The 17,427-nt window shown below is 45.0% G+C and carries 14 protein-coding genes; 9 read left to right on the forward strand and 5 right to left on the reverse strand.

The genetic code is table 11. The features are described from left to right. Window positions 1-76: 76 nt before the first annotated feature. Entirely contained in the window at window positions 77-967 is an 891-nt protein-coding gene (gene nadC / locus AB4323_RS11480) for a carboxylating nicotinate-nucleotide diphosphorylase (RefSeq protein ID WP_372056204.1), read from the reverse strand. 83 nt (window positions 968-1,050) lie between these two features. On the opposite strand from nadC, the gene ampD reads away from it, so the two are divergent. The 5 genes from ampD to lpdA all read left to right on the forward strand — a co-directional run bounded on the left by ampD (window position 1,051) and on the right by lpdA (window position 9,249). Then, window positions 1,051-1,650 carry a 1,6-anhydro-N-acetylmuramyl-L-alanine amidase AmpD gene (gene ampD / locus AB4323_RS11485; protein WP_372072860.1) on the forward strand — a complete coding sequence of 200 codons (600 nt, stop codon included), beginning with the start codon at window positions 1,051-1,053 and terminating at the stop codon, window positions 1,648-1,650. A 483-nt stretch (window positions 1,651-2,133) separates the two neighbouring features. After that, window positions 2,134-2,895, forward strand: a complete 762-nt coding sequence (gene pdhR / locus AB4323_RS11490) for a pyruvate dehydrogenase complex transcriptional repressor PdhR (RefSeq protein WP_050620023.1) — start codon at window positions 2,134-2,136, stop codon at window positions 2,893-2,895. A 62-nt stretch (window positions 2,896-2,957) separates the two neighbouring features. Beyond that, window positions 2,958-5,621 carry a pyruvate dehydrogenase (acetyl-transferring), homodimeric type gene (gene aceE, locus AB4323_RS11495; RefSeq protein ID WP_372152506.1) on the forward strand — a complete coding sequence of 888 codons (2,664 nt, stop codon included), beginning with the start codon at window positions 2,958-2,960 and terminating at the stop codon, window positions 5,619-5,621. Window positions 5,622-5,647: 26 nt separating this feature from the next. Beyond that, window positions 5,648-7,576 carry a pyruvate dehydrogenase complex dihydrolipoyllysine-residue acetyltransferase gene (gene aceF / locus AB4323_RS11500; RefSeq protein WP_136973774.1) on the forward strand — a complete coding sequence of 643 codons (1,929 nt, stop codon included), beginning with the start codon at window positions 5,648-5,650 and terminating at the stop codon, window positions 7,574-7,576. 242 nt (window positions 7,577-7,818) lie between these two features. Beyond that, window positions 7,819-9,249 carry a dihydrolipoyl dehydrogenase gene (lpdA, locus tag AB4323_RS11505; RefSeq protein ID WP_017059440.1) on the forward strand — a complete coding sequence of 477 codons (1,431 nt, stop codon included), beginning with the start codon at window positions 7,819-7,821 and terminating at the stop codon, window positions 9,247-9,249. Between the two features lie 219 nt (window positions 9,250-9,468). On the opposite strand, the gene AB4323_RS11510 is transcribed toward lpdA, so the two are convergent. Continuing rightward, a complete protein-coding gene (locus AB4323_RS11510; protein ID WP_019824386.1) occupies window positions 9,469-10,074 on the reverse strand; it encodes a LuxR/HapR/OpaR family quorum-sensing transcriptional regulator in 606 nt (201 codons plus the stop codon). 337 nt (window positions 10,075-10,411) lie between these two features. Between AB4323_RS11510 and hpt the strand changes: the two genes are divergently transcribed. Beyond that, window positions 10,412-10,942: a hypoxanthine phosphoribosyltransferase gene (gene hpt / locus AB4323_RS11515; RefSeq protein ID WP_372152509.1), complete on the forward strand. Its 531-nt coding sequence runs from the start codon at window positions 10,412-10,414 to the stop codon at window positions 10,940-10,942. 74 nt (window positions 10,943-11,016) lie between these two features. Here hpt and can read toward each other — a convergent pair whose 3' ends face one another. Beyond that, entirely contained in the window at window positions 11,017-11,685 is a 669-nt protein-coding gene (can, locus tag AB4323_RS11520; RefSeq protein ID WP_017059437.1) for a carbonate dehydratase, read from the reverse strand. A 286-nt stretch (window positions 11,686-11,971) separates the two neighbouring features. On the opposite strand from can, the gene AB4323_RS11525 reads away from it, so the two are divergent. From AB4323_RS11525 to AB4323_RS11535, 3 genes are all read left to right on the forward strand, one after another. Beyond that, window positions 11,972-13,603, forward strand: coding sequence for a SulP family inorganic anion transporter (locus AB4323_RS11525; RefSeq protein WP_017059436.1), 1,632 nt, complete (start codon window positions 11,972-11,974; stop codon window positions 13,601-13,603). A gap of 337 nt (window positions 13,604-13,940) precedes the next feature. Continuing rightward, on the forward strand, window positions 13,941-14,858 hold the full coding sequence (locus AB4323_RS11530) for an ABC transporter ATP-binding protein (RefSeq protein WP_017059435.1): 918 nt from the start codon (window positions 13,941-13,943) through the stop codon (window positions 14,856-14,858). Window position 14,859: 1 nt separating this feature from the next. Then, entirely contained in the window at window positions 14,860-15,630 is a 771-nt protein-coding gene (locus AB4323_RS11535; RefSeq protein ID WP_372152511.1) for an ABC transporter permease, read from the forward strand. An 85-nt stretch (window positions 15,631-15,715) separates the two neighbouring features. Here AB4323_RS11535 and panC read toward each other — a convergent pair whose 3' ends face one another. Both panC and panB read right to left on the reverse strand, forming a co-directional pair. Continuing rightward, window positions 15,716-16,606: a pantoate--beta-alanine ligase gene (panC, locus tag AB4323_RS11540; protein ID WP_017059434.1), complete on the reverse strand. Its 891-nt coding sequence runs from the start codon at window positions 16,604-16,606 to the stop codon at window positions 15,716-15,718. Window positions 16,607-16,614: 8 nt separating this feature from the next. Beyond that, window positions 16,615-17,409 (reverse strand): 3-methyl-2-oxobutanoate hydroxymethyltransferase, encoded by a 795-nt coding sequence (gene panB, locus AB4323_RS11545; protein WP_017059433.1) that lies wholly within the window; start codon window positions 17,407-17,409, stop codon window positions 16,615-16,617. Window positions 17,410-17,427: the final 18 nt, after the last annotated feature.

The following is a 17,427-nucleotide window of genomic DNA, read 5'->3' on the forward strand; positions in this document are numbered from 1 at the left end:
GGAAAGCCGCGATGAACCATAAAAAAGGCACCGTTATCAACAGTGCCTTTACGGAAATTATTTATTATTCAGTCAATTACGCTTTGAATCTCATTGATAGGTCCATTGCTTTTAGGTGCTTAGTTAATGCGCCTACCGAGATGTAATCAACGCCTGTTTCAGCGAACTCAGCAATGGTATCTAGAGTCACGTTGCCAGAGTTTTCTAGTGCTGCACGTCCTGCGTTGATTTTCACAGCTTCGCGCATCATGTCTGTGGTGAAGTTATCTAGCATGATGATGTCTGCGCCAGCGCTGATCGCTTGCTCTAGCTCTTCTAGGCTCTCAGTTTCCACTTCTACAGGCTTACCCGGGTTTAGCTCTTTTGCTGTTGAAATAGCTTTCTCAATACCACCACAAGCGATGATGTGGTTTTCTTTGATTAGGTAAGCATCGAAAACCCCAATACGGTGGTTGAAACCGCCGCCACAAGCGACTGCGTATTTTAGTGCGCTGCGCAGGCCAGGTATCGTTTTACGAGTATCTAACAGGCGGCACTCTGTGTGTTTGATTTTGTCCGCGTAGGTAGCCGTCGTAGTCGCACAACCAGATAGCGTTTGAATGAAGTTCATTGCGTTGCGCTCACCCGTTAATAGCGCGCGTGCTGGACCTGTTAAGGTACAAAGTGTTTGGTTTGGTTCAACCTTGTCGCCATCTTCTACATTCCACTCGATAGTCACTTCACCGCCCAGTTGCTTAAACACTTCATCAGCCCAAGCTTTACCACAGAACACACCGTGCTCACGAGTAATGATGGTTGCGCTGTTGATTGCGTCTGCTGGGATTAGACTTGCTGTGATGTCAGCCGCTGGATCTAACGTGCCACCTAGGTCTTCTTTGATAGTCTCGGCTACTGCACGAGTGATCTCTAGAGGCAGTTGCTCTTTTAAGTAGTCAAGGCGTTGGTGGCTGTTATGTGTGTTTTTCATCGCAAATCTAATCTTGAAAGGGAGTGGGAATGGAATGATACTCTTGCTTAACTTCAAATTAAAGAGGCTAGCGCGACTGCTCTATGGGCAAGGTCACATCTTATTGTGCTAGCAGAAACGAAAGTGAGACCAAGATGACGATCAGCTCTAACGGATGGTACGACAACGCTCGGCATGTTCCTTCCCCGTATTTTGATGCTAGGCCGAGTGCCGACGATATCTCTCTGCTGGTGGTGCACAACATTAGCTTGCCTCCGGGTCAATTTGGTGGCCCTTACATCGAACAGTTTTTTACGGGTAAGCTAGACCCGTCGGAACACCCGTTTTTTAAGGTGATTCACCAAATGGGCGTATCAGCGCACTGTTTGATTCGTCGAGATGGGGAAGTGGTGCAATTCGTTTCTTTCTTCGACCGAGCTTGGCATGCTGGCCAGTCGAGTTTTGCAGGGCGTGAAAGGTGTAATGACTATTCGATTGGTATTGAACTGGAAGGCAGTGACTTTGTGGCTTATAGCGAGCAGCAGTATCAAGCGCTTAGCCAACTAACAGCAACGATCGTATCTACGTTCCCTCAAATCACCAGCGAACGTATCACTGGCCATCAATACATAGCGCCTCTGCGTAAAACTGACCCTGGCTTGGTGTTCGATTGGCAGAAGTTTAAAAAAAATCTCAAAGTTTAAGCCTCCGTTTTTGACGATGGCCTTACCGCTGGTGGGCGTTGAATAGTCAACGCCTGGCATAATGACTTGTGAATTTTTGTTGTTGCGATGTAAAGAAAGTGGTGGAGAGAAGCGCATCAATAAATTGAGAGTGTGACGAACTTATCAAACACTCATTTATTAAAATTTATGAACAGAATTTCCACCCTAAATGTGCGCTTGGTTCGGTTTTTAAACAAGTGACGCTAATCTTTCTGAAACAATTCATTTTTATCCTGAAACTTTCTAGCACGAACACTCCCCAAAAGTATTACCCCTGTAAATGGTAAGACCAATTTGGTTGCTGTTTTAAATTTCATTTGTTAAATCATGGTTAATTCACGCTGTATTCTATGATGCAGGTCAATTTTAGGCTGGACAGTGGCGTTTTAATTATGTTAATTTCTGCCCAACTTAAAATTGGTATTACCAATTGTCAGCGAAGAAAAAGAAGAACAACAAACTATGGCTTATCAAAGGATTCGTCAGCCAAAACTCTCCGATGTTATCGAACAAGAGTTAGAAAGGTTGATAGTGGAAGGAACACTGGCTCCAGGGCAGCAGCTGCCGCCTGAGCGCGAACTGGCGAAACAGTTCGATGTGTCTCGTCCTTCAATCCGAGAAGCGATACAACGTTTAGAAGCAAAACGCTTGCTTACTCGCCGTCAAGGTGGAGGTACGTTTGTTAGCGAAAATATCTGGAAAAGCTTTTCAGATCCTTTGCTTAATTTGTTGTCGTCCCATTCTGAAACCCAACTAGACTTGTTGGAATCGCGTCATGCGATGGAAGGGATTTCGGCTTACTTCGCGGCATTGCGTGGAACTGATGAAGACTTTGCTCGAATTCAAGCATGCCAAGAAAAAATTCGCGGTGCGCAAGAAAAGGGTGATATTGAAGCCGAATCTGCAGCGGTGATGGCTTTTCTTATTGCTTTAACAGAGGCAGCGCACAATGTGGTGTTATTGCACATTGTTCGTAGTTTGGCTCCGTTACTCGAACAAAACGTCTTAGAAAATTTAAAGCTGTTGCATCGTCGTAAAGACGTTGTGGAGAAAGTGAGTATACATCGAGCTAACATTGTGGATGCGATCGTTTCAGGACAGCCAGAACAGGCACGTGAAATGTCACACTCTCATTTAGCTTACATCGAAGAAACATTGATGGATTTGACCAAAGAAGAGTCGCGCCGCGAACGTTCTTTACGTCGAATTCAACAGGGTAAATAGCCGTAATACTTCGGCTATTTACGTGTTTAGTAGAATCCAACTAACAAAAAGGATAGATCGCCATGTCTGACATGAAGCATGACGTTGATGCTCTGGAAACTCAAGATTGGTTAGAAGCTCTTGAGTCAGTAGTACGTGAAGAAGGTGTAGAACGTGCACAGTTTTTACTAGAACAAGTTCTAGATAAAGCGCGTTTAGATGGTGTTGATATGGCTACAGGCATCAACACAAACTACATCAACACAATTCCAGCAGCACAAGAGCCAGCTTACCCTGGTGACGTAACTCTTGAGCGTCGTATTCGTTCGATTATTCGCTGGAACGCAATCATGATCGTATTGCGTGCTTCTAAGAAAGACCTAGACCTTGGTGGTCACATGGCTTCTTACCAGTCAGCAGCAGCGTTCTACGAAGTATGTTTCAACCACTTCTTCCGTGCTCCAAACGAGACAGACGGTGGCGATCTAGTTTACTACCAAGGTCACATCTCTCCAGGTATCTACTCTCGTGCATTCGTTGAAGGTCGTCTAACTGAAGAGCAGCTAGATAACTTCCGTCAAGAAGTTGATGGTAAAGGTATCCCTTCTTACCCGCACCCTAAACTGATGCCTGAGTTCTGGCAATTCCCGACAGTATCTATGGGTCTTGGTCCTATTTCTGCGATCTACCAAGCGCGCTTCCTTAAGTACCTTGACGGCCGTGGCCTGAAAGAAACTTCAGCGCAACGCGTATACGCGTTCCTAGGTGACGGTGAGATGGATGAGCCAGAATCACGTGGTGCTATCTCTTTCGCTGCGCGTGAGAAGCTAGACAACCTATGTTTCCTAATCAACTGTAACCTACAGCGTCTAGACGGTCCTGTAATGGGTAACGGTAGCATCATTCAAGAACTTGAAGGCCTATTCAAAGGCGCAGGTTGGAACGTTGTTAAAGTTATCTGGGGTAGCAACTGGGATTCACTACTGGCTAAAGACACTACTGGTAAGCTTCTTCAACTAATGAACGAAACTATCGATGGTGATTACCAAACATTTAAATCTAAAGATGGCGCATACGTACGTGAGCACTTCTTTGGTAAGTACCCAGAAACAGCTGCACTCGTTGCTGATATGACTGATGACGAAATCTTCGCTCTTAAGCGTGGTGGTCACGATTCTTCTAAACTGTTTGCTGCATTCAACAATGCAAAAGAGACAAACGGTAAGCCAACGGTAATCCTAGCTAAAACTGTTAAAGGTTACGGCATGGGTGATGCAGCTGAAGGTAAGAACATTGCACACGGTGTTAAGAAAATGGACATGACTCATGTTCAACACCTGCGTGATCGCCTAGGCCTTGAAGACCTACTATCAGATGAGAAAATCGCTGAACTTCCATATCTAAAACTGGAAGAAGGTTCTGCTGAATACGAATACATGCACGCGCGTCGTAACGCTCTACACGGTTACACTCCAGCACGTCTTCCTAAGTTTACACAAGAGTTCAAGGTTCCTGAGCTAGACGCATTCGCACCTCTACTAGGTGAGCAGAAGCGTGATATCTCTACAACTATGGCTTATGTACGTACGCTAAACATCCTCCTTAAAGATAAGAACATTGGTAAGAACATCGTTCCTATCATCTGTGATGAAGCACGTACATTCGGTATGGAAGGTCTATTCCGTCAGGTTGGTATCTACAACCCACACGGTCAAGATTACACTCCAGAAGATAAAGGCATCGTTTCTTACTACAAAGAAGCAACGTCTGGTCAAGTTCTTCAAGAAGGTATCAACGAACTAGGTTCTATGGCTTCATGGGTTGCTGCTGCAACGTCATACAGCACAAACGATCTACCGATGATCCCGTTCTACATCTACTACTCAATGTTCGGTTTCCAACGTATTGGCGACATGGCATGGCTAGCAGGTGACCAACAAGCTCGTGGCTTCCTATTGGGTGCTACTGCTGGTCGTACAACGCTAAACGGCGAAGGTCTACAGCACGAAGATGGTCACTCGCACATCATGGCGAACACAGTACCTAACTGTATCTCTTACGACCCAACGTTTGCTTACGAGTTAGCGGTAATCATGCAAGACGGTATCCGTCGCATGTACGGTCCTGAGCAAGAAAACGTTTACTACTACTTAACAGTAATGAACGAGAACTACGCAATGCCAGCAATGCCAGAAGGCGCTGAAGAAGGCATCCGTAAAGGTATCTACAAGCTTGAATCTCACGCTGGTGCTAAGGGCAAAGTTCAACTAATGAGCTCTGGTACTATCATGAACGAAGCGCGTAAAGCGGCTGAAATTCTAAGCGAAGAGTACGGCGTAGCATCTGACGTATTCTCAGTAACGTCGTTCAACGAACTAACTCGTGACGGCCAAGCGGTAGAGCGTGACAACATGCTTCACCCAGAAGCTGAAGAGAAAGTACCGTACATCACGACTGTTCTTGGTAAAGAACCTGCAATCGCAGTGACTGACTACATGAAGAACTACGCTGAGCAAGTACGTGCGTACATGCCAACTGAGTCTTACAAAGTACTTGGTACAGATGGTTTCGGCCGCTCTGACAGCCGTGCAAACCTACGTCGTCACTTCGAAGTTAACGCTGGCTACATCGTAGTTGCAGCTCTAACTGAACTGGCTAAACGTGGTGACATCGAGAAATCTGTAGTTGTTGAAGCAATTGCTAAATTCGATATCGACACTGAAAAAACTAACCCGCAATACGCATAAGACTGGCATTAAGGTAGGTAAATACAATGACAATCGAAATTAATGTACCAGACATCGGTGCTGACGAGGTTGAAGTAACTGAGATTCTTGTAAACGTTGGCGACAAGGTTGAAGAAGAGCAGTCACTGATCACTGTTGAAGGCGACAAAGCTTCAATGGAAGTTCCAGCGTCTCAAGCGGGTATCGTTAAAGAAATCAAAGTAGCAGAAGGCGATTCTGTTTCTACTGGTTCTCTTATCATGATCTTTGAAGAGGCAGGCTCTCCTGCGGAAGGTGCTGCAGCAGCACCGGCTGCTCCAGCAGTTGAAGCGGCGGCACCAGTTGCAGCTGCTCCTGCAGCGGCAGCTGAGCTTAAAGAAGTTCACGTTCCTGACATCGGCGGTGATGAAGTTGAAGTAACTGAAATCATGGTTGCTATCGGTGACGCAGTAGAAGAAGAGCAATCTCTTCTTACTGTTGAAGGTGACAAGGCTTCAATGGAAGTTCCTGCACCATTCGCTGGTATCGTTAAAGAAATCAAGATCGCTTCTGGTGACTCAGTATCGACTGGTTCTCTAGTAATGATTTTCTCTGTAGAAACAGGTGAAGTAGCGGGCTCTGGCGCTCCAGTTGCAGCAGCTCCTGCTCCAGCGGCGGCACCAGTTGCAGCGGCTCCAGCAGCATCAGCTGAAAAAGAAGTAAACGTTCCTGATATCGGTGGTGACGAAGTAGAAGTTACTGAAATCATGGTAGCGGTTGGCGATACAGTAGAAGAAGAGCAATCTCTAATTACTGTTGAAGGCGACAAAGCTTCAATGGAAGTTCCTGCACCATTCGCTGGTACAGTAAAAGAGATCAAGATTGCAGCTGGCGACAAAGTGTCAACTGGCTCTCTAATCATGACTTTCGTCGTGGCCGGCACTCCGGTTGAAGGCGCAGCGCCTGCTCCTGTTGCAGCACCTGCACAAGCAGCAGCTCCAGCGGCGGCACCTGCTCCTAAAGCAGAAGCACCTGCAGCAGCTGGCGACTTCCAAGAGAACGGTGACTACGCGCACGCTTCTCCAGTAGTTCGTCGTCTAGCTCGTGAATTTGGCGTTAACCTTTCTAAGGTTAAAGGTACTGGTCGTAAGAGCCGTATCCTTAAAGAAGACGTTCAGTCTTACGTTAAAGATGCACTTAAGCGTCTTGAGTCTGGTGCAGCTGCATCTGGCAAAGGCGGCGACGGTTCTGCACTTGGTCTACTACCATGGCCAAAAGTTGACTTCAGCAAGTTCGGCGAAACTGAAGTTCAGAAGCTTTCTAAGATTAAGAAGATCTCTGGCGCTAACCTGCACCGTAACTGGGTAATGATCCCTCACGTTACACAGTGGGACAATGCAGACATCACTGAGCTAGAAGCATTCCGTAAAGAACAGAACGCAATCGAAGCGAAGAAAGACACTGGCATGAAGATCACTCCACTTGTGTTCATCATGAAAGCTGTTGCTAAAGCGCTAGAAGCATTCCCAGCGTTTAACTCTTCTCTTTCTGAAGATGGCGAAAGCATCATTCTTAAGAAGTACGTAAACGTGGGTATCGCTGTTGATACACCAAACGGTCTAGTTGTTCCTGTCTTCAAAGACGTGAACAAGAAAGGCATTTACGAGCTATCTGAAGAGCTAATGGCTGTTTCTAAGAAAGCACGTTCTGGTAAGCTAACAGCGGCAGACATGCAAGGCGGTTGTTTCACAATCTCTAGCCTTGGTGGTATTGGCGGCACTGCATTTACTCCAATCGTAAATGCTCCAGAAGTAGGTATCCTAGGTGTATCTAAGTCTGAAATTAAGCCAGTTTGGAATGGTAAAGAGTTCCAACCACGTCTACAGCTTCCACTGTCTCTATCATACGACCACCGTGTGATCGATGGTGCTGAAGGTGCACGCTTCATTACTTTCCTAAACAGCGCACTATCTGACATTCGTCGTCTAGTACTGTAATTGAGAAAGTAATTATTAAGGTGACTTTCGGGTCACCTTAATTCTTTATATAAAGACTATTTTTAGACAACAGTTTCCTGCATTTCTCATAATCTGATGGGGAATTGTTGTCTAGCTCACAGGCTAACTTAAAGCTACTTTCACACTGTTAACATCTCTGTAAAATGTTTCCTGTTTGAAAGCCCAATAATTTTAAGAACATCTACTCAGCCTGTTAGGGATAATGACTACAAGAGGTCACAATGAGCAAAGAAATTAAAGCCCAAGTTGTTGTACTTGGTTCAGGTCCTGCTGGTTACTCAGCGGCATTCCGTTGTGCGGATTTAGGTCTAGAAACAGTACTAGTTGAACGTTACAGCACTCTTGGTGGTGTATGTCTAAACGTTGGTTGTATTCCATCAAAAGCACTTCTTCACGTTTCTAAAGTAATCGAAGAAGCTAAAGCGATGGCAGAGCACGGCGTTGTATTCGGCGAGCCACAAACGGACATCAACAAGATCCGTATCTGGAAAGAAAAAGTAGTTGATCAACTAACTGGCGGTCTTGGCGGTATGGCTAAGATGCGTAACGTTACTGTTGTTAACGGTTTCGGTAAGTTCACTGGTCCTAACAGCATTCTTGTTGAAGGCGAAGGCGAAGCAACAACTGTTAACTTCGACAACGCAATCATTGCTGCGGGTTCTCGCCCAATCAAACTTCCTTTCATCCCACATGAAGACCCACGTATTTGGGATTCTACGGATGCACTAGAACTAAACGAAGTACCTGAAAAACTGCTTATCATGGGCGGCGGTATCATCGGTCTTGAGATGGGTACGGTTTACCACTCTCTAGGTTCTAAAGTTGAAGTTGTAGAGATGTTCGATCAAGTTATCCCTGCTGCGGATAAAGACATCGTTAAAGTTTTCACTAAGCGCATTAAGAACAAGTTCAAGCTAATGCTTGAAACTAAAGTGACTGCTGTTGAAGCAAAAGAAGACGGTATCTACGTTTCAATGGAAGGCAAAAAAGCACCAGCTGAAGCTGAACGCTACGATGCTGTTCTTGTTGCTATCGGTCGTGTTCCAAACGGTGCACTTATCGACGCTGAAAAAGCGGGTATCGAAGTTGATGAGCGTGGTTTCATCAATGTTGATAAGCAAATGCGTACTAACGTTCCTCACATCCACGCGATCGGTGACGTTGTTGGTCAACCAATGCTTGCTCACAAAGGTGTGCATGAAGGTCACGTAGCTGCTGAAGTTATCTCTGGTAAGAAGCACTACTTCGACCCTAAAGTAATCCCATCAATTGCGTACACTGAGCCAGAAGTTGCTTGGGTAGGTAAGACTGAGAAAGAAGCGAAAGCGGAAGGCATCAACTACGAAGTTGCTACTTTCCCTTGGGCTGCTTCTGGTCGTGCAATCGCTTCTGACTGTGCAGATGGCGTTACTAAGATGATCTTCGATAAAGATACTCATCGCGTAATCGGTGGTGCTGTTGTTGGTACTAACGGTGGTGAACTTCTTGGCGAAATCGGCCTAGCAATCGAAATGGGTTGTGATGCAGAAGATATCGCACTTACTATCCACGCTCACCCAACTCTACACGAGTCTGTTGGTCTAGCTGCGGAAGTATTCGAAGGTTCAATCACTGACCTTCCAAACAAGAAAGCAGTGAAAAAGAAGAAGTAATCCTTCTTTAGCCACTCGCTAATGTTTTTAAAAGCCGCTGATTCGTCAGCGGTTTTTTTATGTCTGAAGAAAAGAGCAGGAACGTTTCACTCCGAGATGCGAGTACGCTGCGCTTCGGGATGCGAAGAGACATTCCATTCTACAAAAAAGGGTTGGCCCATTAGGCCAACCCTTAAATTATTTACTCGAATCTCGAATCTCGAATCTCGAATCTCGAATCTACTTATAAATGCACAGCATGTTCAAGTAGCTATCCGTTAAGCTTGAAAGCTCTTCTGGCGTTTCTACACGTTTTGCTTGGATGAATAGCGAGTAGCAAATGCCGTGGAATAGATTGGCTAGATGTTTAGGATCGTGATCGTCACAAACTTCGCCACGTTCAATCGCTTTGCTAAACATGTTTTGTACTAACATTTGGTTAGTGCGGTTCGTTGTTACGAATAGCGGCCATACTTCATCACGAGTCGAAGCGCTCCATTCGAACCACACATTTAACCAATGGCTATCTTGAGCCACTAACGTCACCATTTCAGTCGCAATATTATGTAGGTTTTGTTTTGCGTGAATATCCAGATCGATATTGTCTGAAAGGAAGTTAGAGAATTGGCGTACAACGTGATTTAGTACTTCATCAACCAGATCTTCACGGGTAGGGAAGTAGTTAAATACAGTTGCGACAGACACCTGAGCGATGTCTGCAATATCAGCGTGTCCACCACGACCGATACCGCGGCGAGAGAATACCTCAAGAGCGATTTCCATCAATTGAAGTTTTCTTTTTAAAGGTGAAAGCCTAGTTCTAGGTCTCTTAGATATTGAGTCCATTTTATTTTCCTTGCCAACGAAATTTTTATATTAATGATTTTATTATTATTTAAGCCAAGATGAGTGTAATGGTGCATATGCGAATGGTCAATCCTTTCAGCTTGTTTTATAGACAGTTACATCAAACTTGATACATAAAGCGTGATCCACATTGATGTGAAAGGAGACGAGTATTGGATAAGGCACCAGCGCACATTTCGTGGAGAATCTGACAGTAAATTCGAACCATAAGGTGGTGTGGGTATTTGAGCAGTGCTAGACTTACGCACAAAATTGAGCGACACAACTGACGAAACTGTCAACATTCGTCGCAATCACCAAATAGAATGAGAGCAGTATGAAGCATACAGTTGAAGTCATGATCTCTGAGCAAGAAGTTCAGGATCGAGTGAACGAACTAGGCAAACAGATCACGGAACACTACAACGGTAGTGAAGATCTAGTTTTAGTTGGCTTATTGCGTGGATCTTTTGTCTTTATGGCAGATCTTGCTCGTGCTATCGATTTAACTCACCAAGTTGATTTCATGACCGCGTCTAGCTACGGCAACGGCATGGAAAGCTCACGTGATGTTCGTATTTTGAAAGATCTTGATGATGATATCCAAGGTAAAGACGTTCTACTTGTAGAGGATATTATCGATACAGGTAACACGCTGACTAAAGTAAAAGAGATTCTGAGCCTACGTGGTCCTAAGTCTATCGAAATTTGTACGCTATTAGACAAGCCTTCTCGCCGTGAAATGACTGTAGATACAAAATGGATTGGTTTTGAAATCCCAGACGAGTTTGTTGTTGGTGTTGGTATCGACTACGCACAAAAATATCGTCACCTACCGTACATCGGTAAGGTAGTACCTCAAGAGTAATCATTACGCTTGTGGTTTAGAAGTCATTAAAAAGCCCGCATCAAGCGGGCTTTTTGTATATATGACGGAATGGGTTAGCTTTGTTGACTAAGAAGAGGCGTCGTTAAGATCTTGTTTAATGCATCTAAGTGACTGTTCTCTAAAGTATCGTTACTTGAGCAACGTACGCCAAGGTCCTGCAGCTTGCCATCGCCAATACCATAAACCACACCATGGATTTCAACGTCTTGGCCACGCTCCCACGCATTTTGCATAATGGTTGAGTTGCCTAGGTTATAAACCTGTTCTGCGACGTTAATTTCGCACAACTTGTCACCCCATTGCTCACGAGGAAGCCCCTCGATTTGCTTACGGTATTTTAGGTAATTGTCACGGATGTGCAGTAACCAGTTGTTGATAAGACCAAGTTTAGGGTTATCAATCGCCGCGTTAACACCGCCACAGCCATAGTGACCGCAGACAATAATGTGTTTAACTTTGAGTACATCGACGGCGTACTGTACCACTGAGAGGCAGTTTAGGTCGGTATGAACCACTTGGTTTGCCACATTTCGGTGAACAAACAGTTCGCCAGAGTACAAACCAGTGAGACGCTCGGCCGGAACACGGCTATCTGAGCAGCCAATCCATAGAAAACCAGGGCTTTGACCCTCTTCAAGCGTTGTAAAATACTCAGGTCGTTGAGATCGAATTTCTTCTGACCATTTAGAGTTGTTTTCAAAAAGCTGTTTAATCTCTGGCATTTTGCGTCTTACATCCCTTAATTAAGAATCTCAACTATACACAATGTTACAAATTCAATCTCGTAAAAACTGTGTCAAATAGTACTCATCTGACGTGTACTCATCGTTAAAATCATTAACTTAGCGTAGAAGCTATGATCCGGTTATAAGACATGAATAATGTGATTGAATTAACACTTTCTGAACACTTGATACATTTGTTAAAGTGATAAGGTTTGTCATTTCATCATCAGGAAGGTGTGTTTTGTTTGGAAGTCGTTTTACGGATATCAATCTCAAAGGGGATATGTTTGGTGGTGTTACTACAGCCATCATCTCATTGCCTTTAGCATTGGCATTTGGTGTTGCTTCTGGTGCGGGCGCGGAAGCTGGCCTCTGGGGCGCCATCATGGTTGGTCTATTTGCGGCATTGTTTGGTGGCTCGAGCAGCCTGATCTCTGAACCGACTGGCCCGATGACGGTGATCATGACAGCCGTAATGACCAGCATGGTCGCCAAGTATCCTGAAACCGGAATGGCAATGACCTTTACCGTGGTAATGATGGCAGGTGCTTTTCAGATATTACTCGGTACATTAAAGCTTGGAAAATACGTTACTTTGATGCCATATAGCGTGATCTCCGGATTTATGTCGGGTATCGGTGTTATTTTAATTATTCTTCAGTTGTCTCCTTTATTAGGACATGCCGCACCTTCTGGTGGGGTGATGGGCACGCTCTCTGCACTTCCAGATACATTGGCTAATCTTAAAATCAGCGAGCTATTTTTAGGAGCATTGACGCTCGGTATTCTTTTCGGTTTTCCAGCCAAATATCGTAAGTATGTGCCTGCTCAACTGGTCGCTTTGGTTGCTGTGACACTCTTGTCCGTCATTATTTTTGATACCGACTCTATTCGCCGTATTGGTGAAATCCCAGCTGGTTTGCCTACTCTCGTTATCCCTACGATCAGCGCTGAACAGTTCACTACTATGGTTATTGATGCCTTGGTGCTTGGTACATTAGGTTGTATTGATACGCTTTTGACCGCGGTTATCGGAGATTCATTGACTCGTAAAGAGCATGACTCAGACAAAGAGCTTCGTGGCCAAGGCATTGCCAATATGATCTCTGGCCTGTTTGGTGCACTACCTGGCGCGGGTGCCACTATGGGGACTGTAACCAATATTCAGGTGGGAGCGCGTTCTCCGCTTTCAGGTGTTATTCGAGCTTTAGTACTTGCGCTCGTGGTATTGGTTGCAGGTGGTTTAACAGAACCGATTCCTATGGCAGTGCTGGCTGGTATCGCGATGTATGTTGGTTTCAATATCCTAGATTGGAGCTTTATCCAGCGCGCGCACAAGGTTAGCTATGCCGGCATGGGCGTGATGTACGGCGTGATGCTATTGACTGTGTTTGTTGACTTGATTATTGCCGTTGGACTGGGTGTGTTTATCTCGAATATTCTGATTATTGAAAGATTAAGCCGAGAGCAAGCCAGACAAGTTAAGGCGATCAGTGATGGTGATGATGAAGACGATATCCCATTGACTGATAGCGAACGTCAGTTACTCGATAGTGCCAATGGTAAGGTGCTATTCTTCTACCTATCAGGGCCGATGATATTCAGCGTTTCAAAGGCGATTTCACGTCAGCACTCAAGTATCTCTGACTATGAAGCGATGATTCTAGACCTGACAGATGTACCTATGATTGATGTCACTGTTGGCCTAGCGCTAGAGAATGCGATTAAAGATGCATTGGATGCGCAGTGTGAGGTGTATCTGCTGTGTCCTAATGAGAATACTCGTCAACAACTAGAGAAGTTCCACGTGATTGACCTAGTACCTGAATCCAACACTTATCGATTCAGATATGAAGCCCTGACGGCAGCAACAAGCTATGTCGACAGAGATGAGCATCAATTTGAGTCAGTTTAATTTTTCAGTAATAAGCTGATATGAATGACCTGATATGAATAAGCCATAGACGCTCACTTCAAGACTGATCATTAATGCCGTTAAGTGAATCACTTAGCGGCATTTTTATATTTATTGAACGTTGATTTAGTCTTCACGTAGCCAAGACGCTTATTTGTTTTCGAAAGAAACTCTCACACGATATTTGTATTCATCGTCAATCAACGATAAACTTGTTCGCAAAATGGCCGAGTAAACAAATCTTGGGTTAGCTTTCAGCTAGTTCGTTTTAAGCATTACTCTCTTCCTCAAGCTCGGCCGTCTACATCTTATCTATAGCAAATGGCAGTCTATCTCTATGTATGCATTAGAAATTGAGCAATTAAGAAAAACTTATGCTGGGGGCTTCGAGGCTCTTAAGGGCGTTAGTTTACAAGTAGAAAAAGGCGACTTTTACGCACTACTTGGTCCCAATGGTGCGGGTAAATCAACCACCATTGGTGTTATCTCTTCACTGGTAAATAAAACGTCAGGCAAGGTTAAAGTGTTCGGCTACGACATTGATACCGATCTGGAATTGGCGAAGCAGAACTTAGGCCTTGTGCCTCAAGAGTTTAACTTTAACCCGTTTGAAACCGTTGAACAGATCGTGCTGCAACAAGCGGGTTATTACGGCGTGCCAAAAGCATTAGCGAAAGAGCGAGCGAAAAAGTACCTATCTCAACTCGATCTGTGGGAAAAGCGTGGCGAACGCGCGCGTAACTTGTCTGGTGGTATGAAGCGTCGTTTGATGATCGCGCGTGCATTGATGCATGAACCTCATTTGTTGATCCTTGATGAACCGACAGCAGGCGTTGATATTGAACTACGTCGTTCAATGTGGGAATTCCTAAAAGAGATCAATGAGAAGCAGGGCATTACCATTATCTTGACCACGCACTACCTAGAAGAAGCAGAAATGCTGTGTCGCAACATTGGTATCATCAATCGCGGTGAGCTGATTGAGAACACAACAATGAAAGCGCTGTTGGGCAAATTGAGTGCTGAGACCTTTATTCTGGATCTGGAAGAGGGCACGACTGAACCTAAGCTTGAAGGCGTGAATAGCCAAGTGATGGTCAATGGCTCGCTAGAAATCGAAATCGACAAGAACCTAGGTTTGAATACCATCTTTGCTCAATTGAGCGAGCAACAGGTTAAAGTCCTCTCTATGCGTAACAAAGCAAACCGTCTAGAAGAGCTATTTGTGAGTATCGTCCGTGAGGGGAGTAAATAATATGTACAGCCTATATTGGACCGCTTTCTGCAGTTTGTTGACCAAAGAGATCAATCGCTTTACTCGTATCTGGGTGCAGACTCTGGTGCCGCCAGCGATTACCATGACGCTTTACTTCATCATCTTCGGTAACCTGATTGGTGCGCGTATTGGTGAAATGAACGGCTTTAGCTACATGGAATACATTGTTCCAGGTCTGATCATGATGTCGGTGATCACCAACTCATATTCCAACGTTGCTTCATCGTTCTTTAGTACCAAGTTCCAGAAGAACATTGAAGAGCTGCTTGTAGCGCCTGTTCCTAACTACGTGATTATCGCCGGCTTCGTAATGGGTGGTGTGGTTCGTGGCTTGTTAGTGGGTACCATAGTAACCTTCGTGTCGTTGTTCTTTGTCGACTTACAAGTTGACCATTGGGGCGTGATCATTGCGACGGTATTTTTAACGTCGGTAGTATTCGCTTTGGGTGGCTTGATTAACGCGGTATTCGCACGCACGTTTGATGATATCTCTATTATCCCAACCTTTATCTTAACGCCGCTGACGTACCTTGGTGGTGTGTTCTACTCGATCAGTCTATTGCCTGAATTCTGGCAAGGTGTATCGAAGTTGAACCCTATCGTGTACATGGTTAACGCGTTCAGATATGGCTTCTTGGGTGTGTCTGATGTGGGGATAGTGACGTCGTTTGGCGTACTAGGTGTGTTTATCGTGCTGTTGTATGGCATTGCACACTACCTAGTGACAAAGGGTATTGGCTTACGTAGCTAACCTTTGGTTCATCTAAGTAACAGGTAAAGAAAAAGGTCGATATAACATCGACCTTTTTTTGTTTTGCGTTAAGAGCAGAAGCCGACTATTCAGTCGTTTCTTCTTTCACTTCTTCTTTGGTTTCCGTTACCAAATCGAGAACTTGGTTATCGATAAGACGCGTCTTACCTAGGAAAGCCGACATTAGAATCACTGCTTGAGTTGATTCTGAAGTGATCGCTTGCAGAGTTTTAGCATCACAAATGAAGATTTCGTCAGGTTGAAGATCTGCAGCGCGTAGCTGGTCAGTAGCATCTTCAATCACTGATGCGTAATCATCGCGACCACCACGAATAGCGCTGCTGATCCAGCGCATAGTACGCGCTAAAACGGGCGCTCGTTGGCGCTCGTCAATCGTTAGGTTGCTATTGCGAGAGCTCATTGCCAAACCATCCATTTCACGAACGGTCGCAACGCCGACAACTTCAATGTCTAATGCTAAATCAGTGGTCATCTGGCGAATAACAGCAAGTTGCTGAAAGTCTTTCTCGCCGAAGCATGCAAAGTCTGGCTGAACGATATTAAACAGTTTAGTGACAATGGTTGATACACCACGGAAGTGACCTGGACGAGAGGCACCTTCAAGCATGTGAGATATGCCAGGGACCTCAACAAACGTCTGCTTGTCTAATCCATCTGGGTACATCACCTCTGGCGTTGGTGTAAATACTAGCTCAACCCCTTCACCTGTTAGTTTGCTTAAATCTGCTTCTAACGTTCGAGGGTAGTTGTTTAGGTCGTCTGCACGGTCAAACTGCATTGGGTTTACAAAGATGCTTACCACAACGATGTCGGCCAGTTCACGAGCTTTCTTTACCAGAGTCAGGTGGCCTTCATGCAGGTTTCCCATTGTCGGTACAAAAGCAACCGTACGTCCATCACGCTTAAACTGTTTAATCTGCTCACGAAGAGCCGCTATTTCAGCAAAAGTTTGCATACTTACTCCTAAGCGATTGTATGAGCTTCATCAGGGAAGCGCGCGCTCTCTACTTCTTCTTTGTATAGAGCTACTGCCTTACGCATATCACCTGTTTCTGCTAGGAAGTTCTTAGAGAACTTCGGCATGTAGTTCGCAGAAATACCGAACATGTCATGCATAACCAAGATCTGACCATCGGTAACATTACCTGCGCCGATACCGATAACCGGTACGTCACAAGCTTCTGTAATTCGTTTTGCCAATGAAGCTGGCACACATTCAAGTAGAACGATTTGAGCGCCTGCGTTTTGCAGTGCTAACGCGTCAGCAACCATTTTGTCGGCTTGCTCGTCGTCACGACCTTGAATCTTGTAACCACCAAAAATGTTCACAGACTGGGGCGTCAAGCCTAAGTGTGCACATACTGGTACTGCACGTTCTGTTAGCATCTTCACAGTATCAACCAACCAGCTTCCGCCTTCGATTTTTACCATGTTCGCACCAGCACGCATCAAAGTCGCTGCGCTCTCACAAGCTTGTTCTGGCGTCGCGTAGCTCATGAAAGGCATGTCAGCCATAAGAAGACAATTTGGGCTACCAGCACGCACTGAGCGAGTATGGTAAGCAATGTCTTCAACGGTTACTGGTAATGTATCGTTATGGCCTTGTAAAACCATACCCAGTGAATCACCGACAAGCAGAACTGGCATTTCTTGGCTTTCGAATAATTGAGCAAAGCTCGCATCATAAGCTGTCGAAGTCGCAAATTTACGGCCTTCACGTTTGCATTTGATCAGGTCGTTAATGGTTACTTTTTTCATTGGTTTTCCTTAATGCGC

It is taken from the genome of Vibrio sp. 10N.261.52.C11, assembly GCF_041471405.1.
In the GTDB taxonomy this organism is placed as follows: domain Bacteria; phylum Pseudomonadota; class Gammaproteobacteria; order Enterobacterales; family Vibrionaceae; genus Vibrio; species Vibrio crassostreae_C.